Consider the following 16,875-nt stretch of genomic DNA (forward strand, 5'->3'; position numbering starts at 1 on the left):
CGCCGCAAACCATTCAATATCATTAAAGAAGATTATGTCCGATCAAAACAAGCCAGCCACGCCCAAGCAGAACAAGAAGCCAGAAAGCAAATACCCGGTCAACATGACGGAAACCCCGTTCCCGATGCGTGGCGACATGGCCAAGCGCGAGCCGCAATGGGTACAGCAATGGCAAGACAAGAAAATCTACGAACGCGTGCGCAAGGCCGCCGCCGGCCGTCCGAAATTCATCCTGCACGACGGCCCGCCGTACGCGAATGGCGATATCCACCTGGGCCACGCCGTCAACAAGATCCTCAAGGACATGGTCGTCAAATCGCGCTCGCTGGCCGGCTTCGACGCGCCATACGTACCGGGCTGGGATTGCCACGGCATGCCGATCGAGATCCAGATCGAAAAACTGCACGGCAAGAACCTGCCGACGGCCGACGTGCTGGAAAAAGCGCGCGCCTACGCCAACGTGCAGGTCGAGCGCCAGAAGAAGGATTTCATCCGCCTGGGCGTACTGGGCGAGTGGGACAACCCTTACCTGACGATGGCGCACGGCAATGAAGCGGACGAATTGCGCGCGCTGGGCAAGCTGCTGGAAAAAGGCTATGTCTACCGCGGCCTGAAACCCGTCAACTGGTGCTTCGACTGCCAGTCGGCCCTGGCCGAGGCGGAAGTGGAATACGCGGAAAAACGCGATCCCGCCATCGATGTCGGGTTCAAGTTCGCCGAGCCGGCCAAACTGGCGGCCGCCTTCGGCCTGCCATCGCTGCCGACCGATAACGGCTACATCGTCATCTGGACCACGACGCCGTGGACCATCCCGTCGAACCAGGCGCTGAACGTGCACCCGGAAGTCAAATATGCGCTGGTGAAGACCGAGCGCGATGGCCAGCCACTGCTGCTGATCCTGGCGCAAGACCTGGTCGTGGCCAGCCTGGCGCGCTTCAAGTTAGAGGGCACGACGATCGCCACCTGCGACGGCGCGGCCCTGGCCGGCATCAGCTTCCGCCACCCGCTGCATGCATCGGACGCGTTCTACGACCGCCTGTCGCCCCTGTACCTGGCCGAATACGTGACCACGGAAAGCGGCACGGGCGTGGTGCACTCGGCGCCAGCCTATGGCCTGGACGACTTCATCTCGTGCAAGGCGCACGGCATGAAGGACGACGACATCATCAAGCCCGTCATGGGCGACGGCAAGTTCGCCTCGACCCTGCCCCTGTTCGGCGGCATGACCATCTGGGAAGCGTCGAAGCCGATCTGCAACGCCTTGCGCGAAGCGGGCGCGCTGTTCGAAGTCAAGATGTTCGACCACAGCTACATGCACTGCTGGCGTCATAAAACGCCGATCATCTACCGCGCCACCTCGCAGTGGTTCGCCGGCATGGACGTGACACCAAAAGACGGCGGCGCGACCCTGCGCGAAACGGCCCTGAAAGGCATCGCAGAGACCGAGTTCTTCCCGGACTGGGGCCAGGCGCGCCTGCACGGCATGATCGCCAACCGTCCCGACTGGACCCTGTCGCGCCAGCGCCAGTGGGGCGTGCCGATGGCCTTCATCGTGCACAAGGAAACGGGCGACCTGCATCCACGCACGCCGGAATTGCTGGAGCAAGTGGCCAAACTGATCGAAAAAGACGGCATCGAGGCATGGCAGGCGCTGGACCTGCAAGACCTGATCGGCGACGAAGCGGCCATCTACGCGAAGAACAAGGACACCTTGGACGTGTGGTTCGATTCCGGCGCCACGCACCAGACGGTGCTGGGCGGCCCGCAAGCGCACGGTTCGCACTCGACGCAACTGCAATTCCCGGCCGACCTGTACCTGGAAGGCTCGGACCAGCATCGCGGCTGGTTCCATTCGTCGCTGCTCGTGTCGTCGATGCTCAATGGCCGTCCGCCGTACAAGGCCCTGCTGACGCACGGCTTCACGGTCGATGGCGAAGGCAAGAAGATGTCCAAGTCGCTGGGCAACACGCTGGCGCCGCAAAAGATCTCGGACACCCTGGGCGCGGACATCCTGCGCCTGTGGATCGCCTCGACCGACTACACGGGCGAGCTGTCGATCTCCGACGAGATCCTGAAGCGCGTGACGGAATCGTACCGCCGCATCCGCAACACCCTGCGCTTCCTGCTGGCGAACACCTCGGACTTCAATCCGGCCACGGACGCCGTGCCGGTGGCGGAAATGTTCGAGATCGACCGCTATGCGCTGGCCAACATGGCATCGCTGCAAACGCAGATCGAAAACAACTACGCGCGCTACGAATTCCACCCGGTCGTCTCGAAGCTGCAGACGTACTGCTCGGAAGACCTGGGCGGCTTCTACCTGGACATCCTGAAGGACCGGTTGTACACCTCTGGCTTGAGCTCGCACGCGCGCCGTTCCGCGCAGACGGCCCTGTGGCACATCACGCAAAGCCTGCTGCGCCTGATGGCTCCTGCCCTGTCGTTCACGGCCGAAGAAGCATGGGCCGTCTTCGCCGGCAGCGAAGCGTATGCCGCCAGCGATGAAACCATCTTCACGCAAACCTGGTGGCAGCTGCCGGCGGTGGCGGATGCGGCCGAGCTGCTGGAAAAATACACGGCCCTGCGCGCCGTGCGCACGGATGTCACGAAACAGCTGGAAGACTTGCGCACCTCGGGCGCTATCGGTTCGTCGCTGCAAGCGGAACTGACGATCAAGGCCGCGCCGATGAAATACAAGCTGCTCACCACCCTGGGCGAGGACCTGAAGTTCGTCTTCATCACCTCGCAGGCAAGCGTGGTCGAAGTGCTTGAGGAAGCGGCAGAAGAGGTGGTCGTGGCCGCGTCGACGGCGCCGAAGTGCGAGCGCTGCTGGCACTACCGTGCGGACGTGGGCACGGACGCCGCGCATGCTACCCTGTGCGGCCGCTGCGTCAGCAATCTGTTTGGAAAAGGCGAATCGCGCCGCTTCGCCTAAAGCAGCAAACCGGGACGGGATGACTCCCGCCCCGCTCCCACCGCCGCTGCCCGCAAGAGTAGCGGCGGCTTTATCTTCCCTGGAAAAATATGGCCACTAAAAACCGTTTTTCATCGAAATCGTCATCGTCGGCGTCGCTCGTGCCCTGGCTGGGCATTGCCGCCATCGTCATCCTGTTCGACCAGATCACCAAGATCACGATCCTGAAGACCTTCCGCTATGCGCAAGAGATGGTCATCACCTCGTATTTCAACCTGGTGCTCGCGTATAACAAGGGCGCCGCGTTCAGCTTCCTGTCCGACCAGGGCGGCTGGCAGCGCTATTTCTTCACCGGCATCGCCATCGCGGCCGCCGTCTACATCATCTATCTGCTGAAAAAGCACGCCGGCCAGCGCATGTTCTGCTGGGCCCTGGCGCTGATACTCGGCGGCGCGCTGGGCAACGCCATCGACCGGCTGATCTACGGCCATGTGGTCGACTTCCTCGACTTCCACTGGAAAAGCTGGGGCCATTTCCCCGCTTTCAATATCGCCGACAGCGCCATCTGCATCGGCGCGGCCCTGTTCATCATCGATGAACTGCGCCGGGTAAACAAATAAACACGCGGGAGAACGGCATGGAATTGTCCGGCAAAAAAATCGTCCTGGGACTGTCAGGCGGCGTCGCCTGCTACAAGGCGGCGGAACTGTGCCGCGCGCTGACCAAGGCCGGCGCCTCGGTGCAAGTGGTGATGACGGGTGCCGCCAGCCACTTCATCACGGCCGTCACGATGCAGGCGCTGTCCGGCCACCCCGTGCACACGAGCCAGTGGGATGCGCGCATAGCCAACAACATGGCGCATATCGATCTGACGCGCCATGCGGACGCCATCCTGATCGCCCCGTGTTCGGCCGATTTTCTGCGCAAGCTCGCGCATGGCGTGTGCGACGACCTGCTGTCGACCCTGTGCCTGGCCCGCCCATCCCACCTGCCCCTGCTGGTGGCGCCGGCCATGAACGTGGAAATGTGGCAGAACCCCGCCACGCAACGCAATGTGCAGCAGCTGCGCGACGACGGCATCAAGCTGTTCGGCCCGGCCGCCGGCGAACAGGCATGCGGCGAAGTTGGCCTGGGCCGCATGCTGGAACCGGAGCAATTGCTGACGGAGCTGATCGCCGCCTTCCAGCCGAAAGTCCTGGCGGGCAAGCGCGTGCTGGTCACGGCAGGACCCACGTTCGAGGCCATCGACCCCGTGCGCGGCATCACCAATCTGTCTTCGGGCAAGATGGGCTATGCGGTGGCGCGCGCGGCGCGCGAAGCGGGCGCCGAGGTGCTGCTCATTTCCGGCCCCACGGCCCTGGACGCGCCATTCGGCGTGCGCCGCATCGACGTGCAAAGCGCGCAGCAGATGCATGACGCCGTGCTGGCCCACGTCGACGGCCAGCACGTCTTCGTCGCCGTGGCCGCCGTGGCCGACTGGCGCGTGGCCAACGCCAGCGACCAGAAGATGAAAAAGCAGGCCGACGGCTCCGTGCCCGAACTGCAGTTCGTGCAAAACCCCGACATCCTGGCCACCGTGGCGGCACGCACGAACCTGGCCGGCTACCCGTATTGCGTGGGCTTTGCCGCCGAATCGGAAAACCTCGTGGAATTCGGCTCGACCAAGCGCGAGAAAAAGGGCATTCCCCTCCTGGTCGGCAATATCGGCCAGAACACGTTTGGCCAGGACGACAACACCATCATCCTGTTCGACGAGGAAGGCCATACCGTGCTGCCGCGCGCCTCGAAACTGAACCTGGCGCGCCAGCTGATTTCGGAAATCTCGAAGCGCATTGCCAAGAATTCGCTGCTCAAATAATCCCATTAAACGACTTAGCTTAGTTAGTTAGATTCATGAAAAATATCGACATCAAGATCCTCGACGCCCGCATGAAAGAACTGCTGCCGGCCTACGCCACGCCAGGCAGCGCCGGCCTGGACCTGCGCGCCTGCATCGATGAAGCCATCACTATCGAAGCCGGCCAGACGGTGCTCATACCCACCGGCCTGGCCATCCACATCGGCGACCCGTCGTATGCGGCCATGATTTTGCCGCGCAGCGGCATGGGCCACAAGAACGGCATCGTCCTGGGGAATCTGGTAGGCTTGATCGACTCCGATTATCAGGGCCAGCTGATGGTATCGACCTGGAACCGGGGCCAGAGCGCTTTCACGCTCAACCCCATGGAACGCCTGGCGCAGCTGATTATCGTGCCGGTGCTGCAAGTGGGCTTTAACGTCGTCGAGGAATTCGGCGACAGCGAACGCGGTGTTGGCGGTTTCGGCAGCACCGGCAAACATTAAGGACTTTTTTATGCCAGGTTTCCGCCATCTGATCCCAGCCCCAACCTCGCTGCGCCGATTGGCCACTCCTCTCCTGTTGGCCACTGCGGCCATCCTTGCCGGCTGCACCACGCCGGCGACGAATGTCAGCGGCCCGTTCAACATCGTGCCGGCGCCCGATGCGCCCGCGCCGACGGCGCAGCAAAAGGCGGCGCAGGAAGAGCTGGTGAAGATGGTGGCGCTGCAGGACCGCCTGTCGAAAGTCTCGGCGCCCCTGCTGATCAACAATGCGGACCTGTGCAAGACGTATGCGCGCAACCTGCTGGGCTTCACGGCGCAGAACAAGTATTCCTACCCTGGCATCTATGCCGACGCGGCGCAGGCAGCGCTCGGCTACGGTGAACAGATGCAGGTGTCCGGCGTCTTGCCGGGCAGCGGCGCCGCGCGCGCCGGCTTGCGCAAGGGCGACGGCTTGCTGGCCGCCGAAGGCAAGCCGCTGCCGGCCGGCCCGAAAGCGGAAGGCCCGTTCGGCGCCATCGTCGGCCCGCTGGCCTCGAAAAGCGCGAGCCTGAACATGACCATCGCCCGCGACGGCCAGCAGCAGGACATCAAGATTCCCGTCACGCGCGCCTGCGCCTTCCGCGTCGCCCTGGGCAATGCGGACAATATCAACGCGTATTCGGATGGTTCGCGCATCATGCTCACGCGCGGCATGATCAACGCGGCGCAAAACGACGAAGGCATCGCCTTCGTCATCGCCCGCGAAATGGCCCACAACATCCTCGACCACGCGCGCAGCCAACGCACGGCAGGTACGGCCGCCACCATCATCGACAGCCTGGGCGCCGTGCAGCCCGACGTGTCGATGCTGACGGGCACCGCCGGCATCAAGGCCATGCCGCAGGAACTCGACGTGCAGGCCGACACCCTGGCCATCTACCTGCTGGCGCGCGCCGGCTACAACGTCGACAATGCCGCCCGCTTCTGGCAGCGCCTGGCCACGCAAGTGCCGGCCACGGTCGCCAACGGCTACACGGCCCTGCATCCGGGCACCAACTCGCGCATGGCGGCCATCAACCGCGCCGTCATCGACGTGCGCGCCAAGCAGGCGGCGAAGAAGCCGTTGAAGCCTTAACGCGACAGTTTAGTTCAGGCGCCCGGGAAATTCGGGAAATACGTTCCCATGATCCAGGTCAGGGCGCCGCAAAACACCACCGCCAGGAACAGGGCGATGAGCAGTTTGCCAAACTTGGGGATGCCGTCGTCTTGCGTTTTTTGGTCGTTCGACATGAAAACTCTCCGCAGGCTGTTGGAGAGCGTAGTATAGCCACAATATTGAAGAATATTCCATACTTTGCCGCGTACTTGCGGCTTTCCTTCCGCGCCCCATGGACAGTATCGACCTTGAAGTTCTGAAAACCAGCGCCGCCTGGCTCGCCGCAGGACACCGCTGCGAACTCGTCACCGTCATCAAGACCTGGGGCTCCAGCCCCCGCCCCGTGGGCGCCACCCTGGCCATCTGCGACGATGGCACGGTGGTCGGTTCCGTCTCCGGCGGCTGCATCGAGGATGATCTGATCGACACCGTGCGCGTGCACGGCATCGTGCGCACGCAGCCTGAAATCGTCAGCTACGGCATCAGCGCCGACGAAGCGCACCGCTTCGGCCTGCCCTGCGGCGGCACCATCGAACTGGCCATCGAACCGCTGCATGCGGGCAGCGGCGTGGCCGAACTGCTGGCGCGCCTGGAAGCGCATGAACTGGTCGAACGCCGCCTGGATCTCGAAAGCGGCGCCGTCACCCTGCGGCGCGCCACGCCGGGCGCGGTGCTGGCCCTGGAAGATGGCGTGCTCACCACGCAGCACGGCCCCCGCTGGCGCTTGCTGATCATCGGCGCCAGCCAGCTGTCGCGCTTCGTCGCGCAAATCGCCACGGCCATGGACTACCACGTCATCGTCTGCGACCCGCGCGAGGAATACCGGGGCGGCTGGAACGTGCCCGGCGTGCCGCTGCTGCACGCCATGCCCGACGACCTCGTGCTGGAATTGAAACTCGACAGCCGCAGCGCCGTCGTCGCCCTCACGCACGACCCCAAGCTCGACGACTTGGCCCTGATGGAAGCGTTGAAATCGCCCGCGTTCTACGTGGGCGCCATCGGCTCGCGTGCGAATAACGCCAAACGGCGCGAGCGGCTGCTGCAGTTCGACGTCAGCGCGGAACAGCTGGCGCGCCTGCATGGCCCCATTGGCCTCTACATCGGCAGCAAGACGCCGGCCGAAATCGCCATTTCCATCCTGGCCGAACTGACGGCCGTGAAAAATGGCGTGCCCGACGCCCTGCAGATCCAGCATGCGGCGGCCCTGAGCCCGCCCACCACCGACATCTGCGCCCGCTAAGGCAAAAAGCAAGAAACGCGGTGCGCCCGCAGCGCTTCCCTGATACGCTCCCTGATTTCCCGCCCACCATGACCCTGCTGCACTGGACCCTCCCCCTGCCCGCCGGCTACCGCCGCGACGACGTCATCGCCTTCCACAGCCGCGATGGCGAAGCCGTGGCGGAACAAGTCACGCCGACTGGCCTGCGCAAGGGCATCCTGCTGCACGGCGTGCCGGTCGTGCTGGACGTCGCTTTCACGGATGCTGCCGCCGTCTGCCAGGCAGACATCGATGGCGATGCGGACCTCCAAACACCGCTGCACGGCGCCTTGCTCAACATCCTCGGCCTGCGCATCGACCCGCAGCCGTTCGCGCAACTGGCCGCCGGCGACCCGCTGCTGGCGCCCCTGGTGCGCGCCAACCCGGGCTTGCGCATCGTGCAGTCGGCCAGCCCGTTCGAGGCGCTGACCTGGGCCATCATCGGCCAGCAGATCAACCTGCCGTTCGCCATTTCCCTGCGCCGCACCTTCATTCTGCAGGCGGGACGCCGGCACGGCAGCGGCTTGTGGTGCTATCCCGAGGCGCGCGACGTGGCCCGACTGGCGGTGGAAGAGCTGACCGGCCGCAAATTCTCGCGCGCCAAGGCGGAAACCGTGCTGCGCCTGGCACGCCTCGTCGATGAGGGAGAACTGTCGCTGGAACTGCCCCCTTCCGGCGACGTGGCCGCCATATCGCAGGCGCTGCTGGCCGTGAAGGGCATCGGCCCGTGGACCGTCAACTACGCGCTGCTGCGCGGCTACGGCTATGCCGACTGCTCGCTGCACGGCGACGTGGCCATCCGCGCGGCCCTGCAAAAGCTGCTCGGCGAAGAGAGCAAGCCGGACATGGCGCGCACGGAACAGTGGCTGCGCCAGTACGCGCCGCACCGCACCATGGCGGCCGCCCACCTGTGGGCCAGCCTGCATGCAAAAAATAATCCGACGGCGGCGGAATAAACGGCGGGCGGCATGCGTCTATCCCTTGCAAGCCCTCAAAACCTCAAGGAGACCATCATGCGCTTTACCACTTTTGCCGCCACCGCCCTGTTCACCGTCTTGTCCGCCCCGCTGGCTTTCGCCGCCGACGTCATGCCCGCCAACGGCATGCTGGTCAACGCCAGCGGCATGACCGTCTACGTGTTCGACAAGGACGTCGCCGACAGCGGCAAGAGCGCCTGCAGCGGCGGCTGCCTGGTGGCCTGGCCCGCCGTCATCGCCACCGATGCGGCGCCCACCGCCCCGTACGGCAGCATCAAGCGCGAAGACAATGGCGCCATGCAGCTGACCTACAAGGGCAAGCCCCTGTACCTGTACAAGGAAGACAAGAAACCGGGCGACGTGGCCGGCGACAATTTCAAGAACGTGTGGCACGTCGTCAAGCCATAACAAAGCTGCGCCGCCATGACCGCGTTCGATGACAACCGCCAGCTGCATGCGTGCCTGCCCGGCCTGCGCCGCTATGCGCGCGCGCTGGCGGGCGCCCTGCACGCGGACGACCTGGTGCAGGACACGGTGGAGCGGGCATGGCGCAAGCTCGACCAGCGCAGCGGCGAGATGCGGCCCTGGCTGTTTTCCATCATGCACAACCTGCACGTGGACCAGTTGCGCCGCCCCGGCCTGGCGCTGCAGGAACTCGACGATGACGCCCTGCTGCCCGCGCCCGAGCGCGCGCCGGGGCAGTTGATCGCCATCGGCGAAATGGATGCGGCGCTGGCCCGCTTGCCGCTGGGGCAGCGCGAAGTGATCCTGCTCGTCGCGCTGGAACAGATGCCCTACGAGCAGGTGGCGGCCACCTTGGCCATCCCCGTCGGCACCGTGATGTCGCGTTTGTCGCGCGGGCGCGAGCGGCTGCGCGAACTGCTCGACGGCCGCCCAGCCGGCAGCCATGGCGCCCCAACCCTGAAAGTCGTGAAATGACAACGCAAGCCATCAGCGAAGCGCAATTGCACGCCCTGGCCGACGGCGTCCTGCCCGAGGAACAGCGCGCGGCCATCGACGCCCACCTGCGCGCGCATCCCGAGGATGCCGCCAGGGTCGACGCCTGGCGCGAGCAGAACCGGCAACTGCGCGCCCTGTTCGATCCCGTGCTGGACGAAGCCGTGCCTCCGGCGCTGCTGCAATCGGCATCGCCACCGGCGGCAAACGGCGCCTGGCGCCGCCACGCCATGCAGACGGCAGCGGCCGTCGTGCTGGTGATCGCCGGCGGCGCGGGCGGCTGGCTGCTGCGCGGCGACGGTGGCGACATGCCGATCGCCAGCGCCAGCCCGATCTCCCTGGCGCGCAGCGCCGCCATCGCCCACGCCGTCTACACGCCCGAAGTGCGCCACCCTGTCGAAGTGGGGGCGGAACAGGAGGCGCACCTGGTGCAATGGCTGTCGAAACGCCTGGGCACGAAATTGCAGCCCCCCGCGCTGTCGCCGCTCGGCTATCGCCTGATCGGCGGACGCCTGCTGCCCGGCGATGGCGACGGCCCCGTGGCGCAATTCATGTACGAGGATGCCGGCGGCAAGCGCCTGACCCTGTACGTGGCGAAAGAGCGGGCCGGCAGGCAGGAAACAGCCTTCCGCTACACGCAGGAAAAGGACCTGAGCGTGTTTTACTGGATCGACGGCCAGCTCGGTTATGCCCTCTCGGCGAACCTGCCCAAGCAGGCACTGGGCAAGATCGCCGACGCCGTGTACGCGCAGCTGGAACAGCCGCGCTGAAGCAGGTCGGACAAGGGACAAGCATCGCTACCCTTGACATGACGCGCGGTGGAACTGGACGTCAGCCCAGCGCGCGTTTGAGCTCCGCATACGCGTCGACCAGGCACTCCTTCGAATAGCCGCGATTGAGGCCGCTGGGATTGGGCAGTATCCACACGCGCGCGCCGCCGAAGCGCTCCGCCTGTTCGCCCCATTCCAGCTGGCGCTTGCCCGTCATCGCCGCGTAGGCGGCCTTGCCCAGGAAGGCGATCCACTGCGGCTGCGTCACGGCCAGTTTGTCCCGCAGGCCCGCCGCCGCTTGCGCGAATTCGTCCGCCCCCACCTGGTCCGCGCGGCTGGTCGGGCGCCCGACGGCCGCCGTCAGCCCCAGTCCGAAAGCGAGCACGCTGGCATCGTCCTGCGGCGCCAGCAGATGCGGCGTGAAACCGGCCAGGTGCAGCACGGGCCAGAAGCGGTTGCCGCGGCCGAGAAAATGGTGGCCCGCGACGGCCGCGTCCACGCCGGGATTGAGGCCGCAAAAAACCACCTGCAAGCCGGGCGCGAGGATGTCCGGCAAGCCCTGCGCCGCTGCGATGTATGTCATGGAGAACTCCCATATCAGAAGCCGCAGTATGCCACCTGGCCCCACGGCCTGCAGAGCGCAGCGGCTGGTGCTACCATCCCCTACTGATGCGCTAATCCGTCCGGCGGATGGCCGTCGCGCTTTCCCGCACCATCCCCCACAGAGGAATACACATGACGACCCTGACCATCAATGGCAAGCAGCACGACCTTGCACTGCCTGAAGACACGCCCCTGCTGTGGGCCCTGCGCGACGAACTGGGCATGACCGGCACCAAGTTCGGCTGCGGCATGGCCCTGTGCGGCGCCTGCACCGTGCACCTCGATGGTGTAGCCATCCGCTCCTGCGTGACGCCGGTGTCGGCCGCCGCCGGCAAGAAGATCACCACCATCGAAGCCGTGGGCGAAGACAAGGTCGGCCTGGCCCTGCAGCAAGCGTGGCAGGAACACGGCGTGCCCCAATGCGGCTACTGTCAGGCCGGGCAGATCATGTCGGCCACGGCCCTGCTACACAAGACGCCGGCACCGAACGACCAGCAAATCCGCGAAGCGATGAGCGGCAATATCTGCCGCTGCGGCACCTACACGCGCATCCACGCGGCCATCAAGCAGGCCGCCACCAGCATCAACGCAAAAGGAGCGGCCAAATGAGCATCCATGACACTCCCGCCGTCCATTCTCCCGCGCGGCGCAACTGGCTCAAGGCCGCCGGCGCGCTGGCCGGCCTGACTTTGGTGGCCGGCCCTTCCGGCCTCGTGATGGCGGCCGATGCCGTCAAATACGGCGGCGACAAGATGGCCGGCGGCGTGGTCGACGACACCCTCGTCTTCCTCTCGGTGGCCGCCGACGGCATCGTCACCATCGTTGTGCACCGCTCCGAAATGGGCCAGGGCATCCGTACCAGCCTGCCCATGGTGGCGGCCGACGAACTGGGCGCCGACTGGGCACAGGTGCGCGTACAGCAGGCGCCCGCCGACGAGGCGCGCTACGGCAGCCAGGATACGGACGGCTCCCGCAGCATGCGCCATTCGTTCCGCGCCATGCGCCACGTGGGCGCCACGGCGCGCCTGATGCTGGAAACGGCGGCCGCCGTGCGCTGGGACGTGCCCGTCACCGAGGTCAAAGCCGTCAATCATGCCGTCGTGCATGGGGCCAGCGGACGCTCGCTGTCGTTTGGCGCACTGGCCGAGGAAGCGGCCAAATTGCCGGTACCGCCGCGCGCGCGCATCAGCCTGAAAACGGCGGACGAGCTGCGCTACATCGGCCAGACCAGCACGCGCGGCATCGACCTGCGCGACATCGTCACGGGCAACACCCACTTCGGCATCGACACGCGCCTCGACGGCATGGCATATGCCGTCATCGCCCGTCCGCCCGTCTTCGGCGGCAAGCTGAAAAGCGTGGACAAGACGGCGGCCCTGAAGGTGCCGGGCGTGCTGCGCATCGTCGAACTGGCGGGCAGTCCGCCGCCGGCCATGTTCAATCCGCTGGGCGGCGTGGCCGTCATCGCGCGTAACACCTGGGCCGCCATCAAGGGCCGCGAAGCGCTGGTGCTGGAATGGGAAGATGGCCCGAACGGCGATTACGACTCGAAGGCCTTCCGCAAGACCCTGGAAGCGGCCGTACGCCAGCCGGCCAGCCCCGCGCGCGATCAGGGCAAGACGGTGGCCACCCTGGCCGCCACTCCCGCCGCGCGCAAACTGAGTGCCGAATACTATCTGCCCCACCTGGCCCACGCCACCATGGAGCCGCCCGCCGCCACCGTGCGCATCGCCGGCGGCAAGGCCGAAGTATGGGCCTGCGTGCAGGCGCCGCAAGCGACGCGCAGCAACGTGGCCACGGCGCTGGGCTTGTCGTACGACGACGTCACTGTGCACGTGACCCTGCTGGGCGGCGGCTTCGGGCGCAAATCGAAGCCCGATTTCGCCGTCGAGGCGGCGCTGCTGTCGAAAGCCATGGATGGCGCGCCCGTCAAGCTGACGTGGACGCGCGACGACGACCTGCAGCACGATTACCTGCACACGGTGTCCGTCGAGCGGCTGGAAGCGTCACTGGACGCGAAAGGCATGCCGACGGCCTGGCTGCACCGCACGGCCGCGCCCACGATCACCTCGACCTTTGCGGCCGGCGCGAACAAGCAGGCGCCGTTCGAGCTGGGCATGTCGGCCATCAACGTGCCGTTCGCTATTGCGAACATCCGCGTCGAGGTGCCCGAAGTGCCGGCGCATACGCGCATCGGCTGGTTCCGTTCCGTGTCGAACATCCCGCACGCGTTTGCCATCCAGTCGTTCACGGCCGAACTGGCCCACGCGGCAAAGAAGGACCACCGCGACTACCTGCTGGCGCTCTTGGGCCCCGCGCGCAAGATCAACCCGGCCGACCTGTCCGACGGCTGGAACTATGGCGAAGACCCGGCGAAGTATCCGGTCGATATCGGCCGCATGCGTCACGTGATCGAGCTGGCGACGGCCAAGGCGGGCTGGAGCCGCAAGCTGCCCAAGGGACGGGGGCTGGGCCTGGCCGTGTCCTACAGTTTCGTCACCTATGTGGCGGCCGTGATCGAAGTGGAGATCAATGCGGCCGGCGAAGTCATCGTGCCCAGGGTCGACATCGCCATGGATTGCGGCCCGCAGATCAACCCGGACCGCGTGCGCTCGCAGATCGAGGGCGCCTGCATCATGGGCCTGTCCTTGGCCATGAGCGGCGAGATCAGCTTTAAAAATGGCCGGGTCGAGCAAAGCAATTTCCACGACTATAGCGTGCTGCGCGCCGCCGACGCGCCGCGCGTGATCCACACGCATCTGGTGCCTGGCACCCTGGACATGGAGCTCGGCGGCGTGGGCGAGCCGGCCACGCCGCCCATCGCCCCGGCCCTGTGCAACGCCATTTTCGCCGCCACGGGCAAGCGCATCCGCGCCCTGCCCGTGGGCATGCAGCTGGCGAAGAAAGGCTAGGAGCGCCGCGCCACTGGCAACTGCAGCAACAGCGCCGCAGCTGCCACGGCTGCGGCGCCGGCCGCCAGCAGCCACATGGGCCAGTTGAGCAGTAGCAGTACTGCGCCCATGGCGGCGCCGATGGCGCTGCCCAGGTAGAGCGCCGATTCGTTGAGGGCGATGGCCAGGTTGCCGTCACCCTGCCGCGCGCGCACGGCCAGCAGCTGCTGGTTTTGCGGCACTTGCAGGGCCCAGCCAGCCGCGCCCCACAGCGCAATCGGCGCCAGCATCAGCCAGGCCGACCAGCGGGCCGCCAGCGGCAGCGCGCACAAGGCCAGCGCCAGCAGCAGCAAGATGACGCAGGTCAGCTTCGGCGCCGCCACCTTGTCCGCCCATGGCCCGACCAGCACGCTGCCCACGATCCCCCCAACGCCCCACGCCCACAGAAAGGGCGTGACGGACATCGCCGCGCCCTGCGCGGACCACGCCAGCAGCGGCGCGATAAACGTGTACATGCCCAGGCTGGCGATGGCCGCCAGCAAGGACACGAGCAGGATGGCCAGCACCTGCCCATCGGCCAGCAAGGCCAGCTTGCGGCGCAGCGAGATGGCCGGTGCCGCCGGCAGCGCGGGCAGCTGCCACAGCAAGCCCGCCAGCGCCAGCCCGCCCAGGATGGCGACCAGCCACAGGGCCGCCGTCCAGCCCAGCTGCTGCGCCAGCAGCAAGCTCAATGGCACGCCCAGCACCGTGCCGCCCGCCATGCCGCCCATGATCAAGGCGATGGCCTTGCCCCGCTGCCGCGGCGCCGACACGCCCGCCGCCGCGGCGATACCGAGCGCCAGATAGACGCCCGCACCGATGCCGGCAATGGCCCGCCACGCGAGCAAACTGCTGAAACCGGGCGCCAGCGCGCTGGCCCCGTTCGCCGGCACGAACATGGCCAGCGCGGTCAAAAGGCCCGAGCGCTGCGCGCGCGCCGGCAGCAAGGCCACGGCCAGCGGCGAACCGAGGCCATAGGCCAGGGTGAACGCCGTCACCAGTTGCGCAGCCATCGCCAGGGAAACGGAAAACGCGCCGGCGATCATCGGCATCAAGCCCGCCGTCACATACGACGCCATGCCCAGCGCGAACGCACCGATGGCAATCAGGTAGACGGTGGCGGGCAGCGCGGCAACAGCAGATACAGGCGTGCGGGAAGATGAATAGTCAGACATGGGCCAGCCCTCAGGAAGAAAGCAGGCATTCTGGAATACAATATAAACGATTACAATTTAACTGTTTATGCTATTACTGGCAGCAACAGACTCACAGGAACAAGCTCACCATGCGCACTTTGGCCCGCACCCGCCACGAACTGGCCGCCTACCTGCAGGCGCGGCGCGCGCGGCTGTCGCCGGAAGACGTGGGTTTACCCGGCGGCGGACGGCGCAGGACACCGGGCTTGCGCCGCGAAGAAGTGGCGGCGCTGGCCGGCGTGGGCCTGACCTGGTACACGTGGCTGGAGCAAGGGCGCGACATCGGCGTCTCGAGCGCCTTTCTCGACAAGCTGGCCGAAGTGCTCAAACTGGACGCGGCAGAACGCCGTCACCTGTTCCTGCTCGCGCATGCGCGCCCGCCCGCCGAAGAGGGCAAGACCTTTTGCGTGGTGCCGCCGCCGGTGCGCCGATTGATGCACGAGCTGGCGCATCCGGCCTATGTGCTCAACCTGCGCTGGGACGTGCTGGCGTTCAATGCGGGCGCCGACACCCTGTTCGGCTTCGGCGCGCATGGGCCATCGCGCCGCAATCTGCTGTGGCTCTTGTTTACCGACCCGCTGCTGCGCTCGCGCTTCACGGCCTGGGAAGAGCAGGCGCCGCTGATGCTGTCGAGCTTTCGCCGCGACTACGCGCGCGCCACGCAGGAAGCCGATATCCACGCGCTGGTGGAGGAGCTGGAAAAAGTGTCGCCCGAATTCAAGCGATGGTGGCGCCGCCACGACGTGCATGCGCCGTGTGCAGGCGTGCGCCAGCTGACAATCGACGGCGAGCAGGTCGCCTATGAGCACACCTCGCTGACCATCGATGCGGACCGCCATCTGCGGCTGGTCGTGTATGCGCGCCAGGCGCCGGAGTAAACGGGACGCACAACGGGGCGCGCAACGAAAAAACCGCTGGCCCTCTTGCGAGGAACCAGCGGCTTCGAATTGGTTGCGGGGACAGGATTTGAACCTGTGACCTTCGGGTTATGAGCCCGACGAGCTGCCAGACTGCTCCACCCCGCACAAGAATTATAAGGGCAAACGGGTGGCTTAGGCAATAGCTATCTCAAATTCAACCGCAATAGACCAATCTAATGAATGCGCGGGCGATATGAGCGGCAGCCAATCGTGCCTGCACAGCTCGCCACGCGGCACGCAATCGGTGTACAGTAAGCGTTACACTAGACATCTCTTATCCTAAGCCTGCCCATGAAATTCTGTTCCGAATGCGCCCATCCTGTCAGCCTGTCCATTCCGGAAGGCGACAACCGTCCCCGCTATGTGTGCGCCAACTGCGACGCCATCCATTACCAGAACCCGAAAATGGTGGTCGGCTCGATTCCCGTCTGGGAAGAGGATGGCCAGTTGCAGGTCTTGCTGTGCAAGCGGGCCATCGAGCCGCGCCTCGGCTACTGGACCCTGCCGGCCGGCTTCATGGAAAACGATGAAACCACGTCCGACGCGGCCGAGCGCGAAACGGTGGAGGAAGCGGGCGCGAATATCGAACTGGGGCCCCTGTTTTCGCTGCTGAACGTGCAGCGCGTGCACCAGGTGCACCTGTTCTACCTGGCGCGTTTGCGCGACCTCAATTTCGCGCCCGGCATCGAAAGCCTCGACGTGCAGCTGTTTACGGAAGCGCAGATACCCTGGGACGACCTGGCCTTCCCCACCATCCGCGCCACCCTGGAACTGTTCTTTGCCGACCGCGTGAAAATCCGCGAAGGCGGCAGCTACGGCGTCCATACGGGCGACATCACGCGCCCGATGGCCCGCGCGGACGCAGAGTAAGC

The 16,875-nt window shown here is 65.9% G+C and carries 17 protein-coding genes and 1 tRNA gene; 14 read left to right on the top strand and 4 right to left on the bottom strand.

Features of this window, described 5'->3' with window-relative positions; all coding sequences use genetic code 11:
- Positions 1–34: 34 nt before the first annotated feature.
- From ileS to BLU39_RS06515, 5 genes are all read left to right on the top strand, one after another.
- Positions 35–2,935, top strand: a complete 2,901-nt coding sequence (ileS, locus tag BLU39_RS06495) for an isoleucine--tRNA ligase (protein WP_092711133.1) — start codon at positions 35–37, stop codon at positions 2,933–2,935.
- Positions 2,936–3,024: 89 nt separating this feature from the next.
- Positions 3,025–3,534, top strand: coding sequence for a signal peptidase II (lspA, locus tag BLU39_RS06500; protein WP_092711135.1), 510 nt, complete (start codon positions 3,025–3,027; stop codon positions 3,532–3,534).
- Between the two features lie 17 nt (positions 3,535–3,551).
- Positions 3,552–4,772, top strand: coding sequence for a bifunctional phosphopantothenoylcysteine decarboxylase/phosphopantothenate--cysteine ligase CoaBC (gene coaBC / locus BLU39_RS06505; RefSeq protein ID WP_092711137.1), 1,221 nt, complete (start codon positions 3,552–3,554; stop codon positions 4,770–4,772).
- A 35-nt stretch (positions 4,773–4,807) separates the two neighbouring features.
- Positions 4,808–5,257: a dUTP diphosphatase gene (gene dut, locus BLU39_RS06510; RefSeq protein WP_034785229.1), complete on the top strand. Its 450-nt coding sequence runs from the start codon at positions 4,808–4,810 to the stop codon at positions 5,255–5,257.
- Positions 5,258–5,315: 58 nt separating this feature from the next.
- Positions 5,316–6,371, top strand: a complete 1,056-nt coding sequence (locus tag BLU39_RS06515) for a M48 family metalloprotease (RefSeq protein ID WP_314606087.1) — start codon at positions 5,316–5,318, stop codon at positions 6,369–6,371.
- Positions 6,372–6,385: 14 nt separating this feature from the next.
- On the opposite strand, the gene BLU39_RS28525 is transcribed toward BLU39_RS06515, so the two are convergent.
- Positions 6,386–6,526: a hypothetical protein gene (locus BLU39_RS28525; RefSeq protein WP_175444556.1), complete on the bottom strand. Its 141-nt coding sequence runs from the start codon at positions 6,524–6,526 to the stop codon at positions 6,386–6,388.
- Positions 6,527–6,624: 98 nt separating this feature from the next.
- Here BLU39_RS28525 and BLU39_RS06520 point away from each other — a divergent pair, with 98 nt between their 5' ends.
- The 5 genes from BLU39_RS06520 to BLU39_RS06540 all read left to right on the top strand — a co-directional run bounded on the left by BLU39_RS06520 (position 6,625) and on the right by BLU39_RS06540 (position 10,354).
- The gene (locus BLU39_RS06520; RefSeq protein WP_092711141.1) at positions 6,625–7,632 is read left to right on the top strand and encodes an XdhC family protein; all 1,008 of its coding nucleotides are present in this window, start codon (positions 6,625–6,627) and stop codon (positions 7,630–7,632) included.
- A gap of 68 nt (positions 7,633–7,700) precedes the next feature.
- Entirely contained in the window at positions 7,701–8,606 is a 906-nt protein-coding gene (locus BLU39_RS06525; protein WP_092711143.1) for a DNA-3-methyladenine glycosylase family protein, read from the top strand.
- 57 nt (positions 8,607–8,663) lie between these two features.
- Positions 8,664–9,035, top strand: coding sequence for a COG4315 family predicted lipoprotein (locus tag BLU39_RS06530; protein WP_092711145.1), 372 nt, complete (start codon positions 8,664–8,666; stop codon positions 9,033–9,035).
- A gap of 15 nt (positions 9,036–9,050) precedes the next feature.
- Positions 9,051–9,566: an RNA polymerase sigma factor gene (locus BLU39_RS06535; protein ID WP_092711146.1), complete on the top strand. Its 516-nt coding sequence runs from the start codon at positions 9,051–9,053 to the stop codon at positions 9,564–9,566.
- Positions 9,563–10,354, top strand: coding sequence for an anti-sigma factor family protein (locus BLU39_RS06540; RefSeq protein WP_092711148.1), 792 nt, complete (start codon positions 9,563–9,565; stop codon positions 10,352–10,354). The genes BLU39_RS06535 and BLU39_RS06540 overlap by 4 nt, the downstream gene beginning before the upstream one ends.
- A gap of 61 nt (positions 10,355–10,415) precedes the next feature.
- On the opposite strand, the gene mug is transcribed toward BLU39_RS06540, so the two are convergent.
- A complete protein-coding gene (gene mug / locus BLU39_RS06545; RefSeq protein ID WP_092711150.1) occupies positions 10,416–10,937 on the bottom strand; it encodes a G/U mismatch-specific DNA glycosylase in 522 nt (173 codons plus the stop codon).
- 152 nt (positions 10,938–11,089) lie between these two features.
- Between mug and BLU39_RS06550 the strand changes: the two genes are divergently transcribed.
- Both BLU39_RS06550 and BLU39_RS06555 read left to right on the top strand, forming a co-directional pair.
- On the top strand, positions 11,090–11,566 hold the full coding sequence (locus BLU39_RS06550) for a (2Fe-2S)-binding protein (protein WP_092711152.1): 477 nt from the start codon (positions 11,090–11,092) through the stop codon (positions 11,564–11,566).
- Positions 11,563–13,869, top strand: a complete 2,307-nt coding sequence (locus BLU39_RS06555; RefSeq protein ID WP_092711154.1) for a xanthine dehydrogenase family protein molybdopterin-binding subunit — start codon at positions 11,563–11,565, stop codon at positions 13,867–13,869. Before BLU39_RS06550 ends, BLU39_RS06555 begins: the two co-directional genes overlap by 4 nt.
- Here BLU39_RS06555 and BLU39_RS06560 read toward each other — a convergent pair.
- On the bottom strand, positions 13,866–15,062 hold the full coding sequence (locus BLU39_RS06560; protein WP_092711156.1) for an MFS transporter: 1,197 nt from the start codon (positions 15,060–15,062) through the stop codon (positions 13,866–13,868). The two genes, BLU39_RS06555 and BLU39_RS06560, sit on opposite strands and share 4 nt — an antisense overlap.
- Positions 15,063–15,172: 110 nt before the next feature.
- Here BLU39_RS06560 and BLU39_RS06565 point away from each other — a divergent pair, with 110 nt between their 5' ends.
- Positions 15,173–15,961, top strand: coding sequence for a helix-turn-helix transcriptional regulator (locus BLU39_RS06565; RefSeq protein ID WP_092711158.1), 789 nt, complete (start codon positions 15,173–15,175; stop codon positions 15,959–15,961).
- Positions 15,962–16,031: 70 nt separating this feature from the next.
- On the opposite strand, the gene BLU39_RS06570 is transcribed toward BLU39_RS06565, so the two are convergent.
- A tRNA-Met gene (locus tag BLU39_RS06570) sits at positions 16,032–16,108 on the bottom strand.
- 186 nt (positions 16,109–16,294) lie between these two features.
- Between BLU39_RS06570 and BLU39_RS06575 the strand changes: the two genes are divergently transcribed.
- On the top strand, positions 16,295–16,873 hold the full coding sequence (locus tag BLU39_RS06575; protein ID WP_092711160.1) for an NUDIX hydrolase: 579 nt from the start codon (positions 16,295–16,297) through the stop codon (positions 16,871–16,873).
- Positions 16,874–16,875 lie beyond the last annotated feature (2 nt).

This window comes from Janthinobacterium sp. OK676 (genome assembly GCF_900103595.1).
GTDB lineage: Bacteria > Pseudomonadota > Gammaproteobacteria > Burkholderiales > Burkholderiaceae_D > Janthinobacterium.

Coding starts and splice junctions, on each gene's coding strand:
- ileS (WP_092711133.1), top strand. CDS start 35: ATGTCCGATCAAAACAAGCCAGCCACGCCCAAGCAGAACAAGAAGCCA.
- lspA (WP_092711135.1), top strand. CDS start 3,025: ATGGCCACTAAAAACCGTTTTTCATCGAAATCGTCATCGTCGGCGTCG.
- coaBC (WP_092711137.1), top strand. CDS start 3,552: ATGGAATTGTCCGGCAAAAAAATCGTCCTGGGACTGTCAGGCGGCGTC.
- dut (WP_034785229.1), top strand. CDS start 4,808: ATGAAAAATATCGACATCAAGATCCTCGACGCCCGCATGAAAGAACTG.
- BLU39_RS28525 (WP_175444556.1), bottom strand. CDS start 6,526: ATGTCGAACGACCAAAAAACGCAAGACGACGGCATCCCCAAGTTTGGC.
- BLU39_RS06520 (WP_092711141.1), top strand. CDS start 6,625: ATGGACAGTATCGACCTTGAAGTTCTGAAAACCAGCGCCGCCTGGCTC.
- BLU39_RS06525 (WP_092711143.1), top strand. CDS start 7,701: ATGACCCTGCTGCACTGGACCCTCCCCCTGCCCGCCGGCTACCGCCGC.
- BLU39_RS06530 (WP_092711145.1), top strand. CDS start 8,664: ATGCGCTTTACCACTTTTGCCGCCACCGCCCTGTTCACCGTCTTGTCC.
- BLU39_RS06535 (WP_092711146.1), top strand. CDS start 9,051: ATGACCGCGTTCGATGACAACCGCCAGCTGCATGCGTGCCTGCCCGGC.
- BLU39_RS06540 (WP_092711148.1), top strand. CDS start 9,563: ATGACAACGCAAGCCATCAGCGAAGCGCAATTGCACGCCCTGGCCGAC.
- mug (WP_092711150.1), bottom strand. CDS start 10,937: ATGACATACATCGCAGCGGCGCAGGGCTTGCCGGACATCCTCGCGCCC.
- BLU39_RS06550 (WP_092711152.1), top strand. CDS start 11,090: ATGACGACCCTGACCATCAATGGCAAGCAGCACGACCTTGCACTGCCT.
- BLU39_RS06555 (WP_092711154.1), top strand. CDS start 11,563: ATGAGCATCCATGACACTCCCGCCGTCCATTCTCCCGCGCGGCGCAAC.
- BLU39_RS06560 (WP_092711156.1), bottom strand. CDS start 15,062: ATGTCTGACTATTCATCTTCCCGCACGCCTGTATCTGCTGTTGCCGCG.
- BLU39_RS06565 (WP_092711158.1), top strand. CDS start 15,173: ATGCGCACTTTGGCCCGCACCCGCCACGAACTGGCCGCCTACCTGCAG.
- BLU39_RS06575 (WP_092711160.1), top strand. CDS start 16,295: ATGAAATTCTGTTCCGAATGCGCCCATCCTGTCAGCCTGTCCATTCCG.